The organism is Micromonospora sp. NPDC023966 (assembly GCF_040639095.1).
In the GTDB taxonomy this organism is placed as follows: Bacteria; Actinomycetota; Actinomycetes; order Mycobacteriales; family Micromonosporaceae; genus Micromonospora.
Genome location: NZ_JBEZZJ010000091.1, coordinates 1 through 1231, shown reverse-complemented (window position 1 = coordinate 1231; position 1231 = coordinate 1). Strand labels below are relative to the sequence as shown.

1 protein-coding gene is annotated in these 1231 nt (G+C 66.5%); it reads left to right on the top strand.

Annotated elements, in window-relative coordinates; all coding sequences use genetic code 11:
• The coding region (locus tag AB0F68_RS35245) for an IS110 family transposase (RefSeq protein WP_357346230.1) at positions 1 to 1142 on the top strand (1142 nt) is incomplete at its 5' end.
• Positions 1143 to 1231 lie beyond the last annotated feature (89 nt).

Sequence of the window (1231 nt, the reverse complement as noted above, 5' to 3'; positions counted from 1 at the left end):
CGACGGTGATGCCGGCGTTGCTGGAGTTAGCGGACTGGCTGCGGGTCGAGCGGGTCGAGCTGGTCGCGATGGAGGCCACGTCGGACTACTGGAAGCCGGTGTTCTACCTGCTCGAGGCAGAAGGCTTCGAGTGCTGGCTGCTCAACGCCAAACACGTCAAGAACGTGCCCGGTCGGCCGAAGACCGATCGGCTCGACGCGGTGTGGCTGGCCAAGGTCGTCGAACGCGGGATGTGCCGGCCCAGCCTGGTGCACCCCAAGCCGATCCGGCAGCTGCGGGACGTGACCCGCTACCGGCGCAGTCTGGTACGCGAGCAGACCAGGGAAAAGCAACGTCTAGAAAAGACCCTCGAAGACGCGCAGATCAAGCTGGACTCCGTCATCAGCGACCTGCACGGGGTTTCTGGTCGGCAGATGCTGCAGGCAATGATCGACGGCCAACGGGACCCGAAGGTCCTCGCGGAGATGGCCCACGGTTCGATGCGCCGCAAGATCCCTCAGCTGCGGGAGGCGTTGACCGGCCACTTCGACGAGCATCACGCGTTCATCTGCGCCACCATGCCGCGCCGCATCGATGCCCTCGCGGCCGACATCGCCGACCTGGACGCCCGGATCGAGGCGATGATCGCCCCTTTCGCAGCGGTGGTGGAGAAGCTGGATGAGGTCACCGGCATCGGCGTGCAATCCGCCCAGGAGATCATCGCCGAGATCGGCGTGGACATGACCGTCTTCCCCACCGCCGCGCACCTGGTGTCCTGGGCAAAGTTCAGCCCCATCGACGCCCAGTCCGCCGGCCGCAAGAAGGCCAACTCCACCGGCAAGGGCAACCCCTGGCTGGCCGCCACCCTCGGCGAGGTCGTCGCCGGGCTGTCCCGCACCAGCACCTTCCTCGGCGACCGCTACCGTCGCCTGGCCCGCCGACGAGGCAAGAAACGGGCGATCGTCGCAGCCGGCAACTCAGTACTGACCATCGTCTGGCACCTGCTCACCGACCCCGACGCCCGTTACCAGGACCTGGGCCCCAGCTTCCACGAGTCGAGAATCAGCAAGCAGCGCCGTCAACGTGATCTCATCCGCCAGCTCGAACAGCTCACCGGCCAGAAAGTCAGTCTCCAGCCCCCACCGCAACCAGCCATCGCCTAATCAGAAGCCCTCAACCCGACCCGGCTCCGCTGCGCTCCGCCGGGTGCTGCCGCCTGCCCACCCACTCACCGATTTTCGAGTCAGCATCG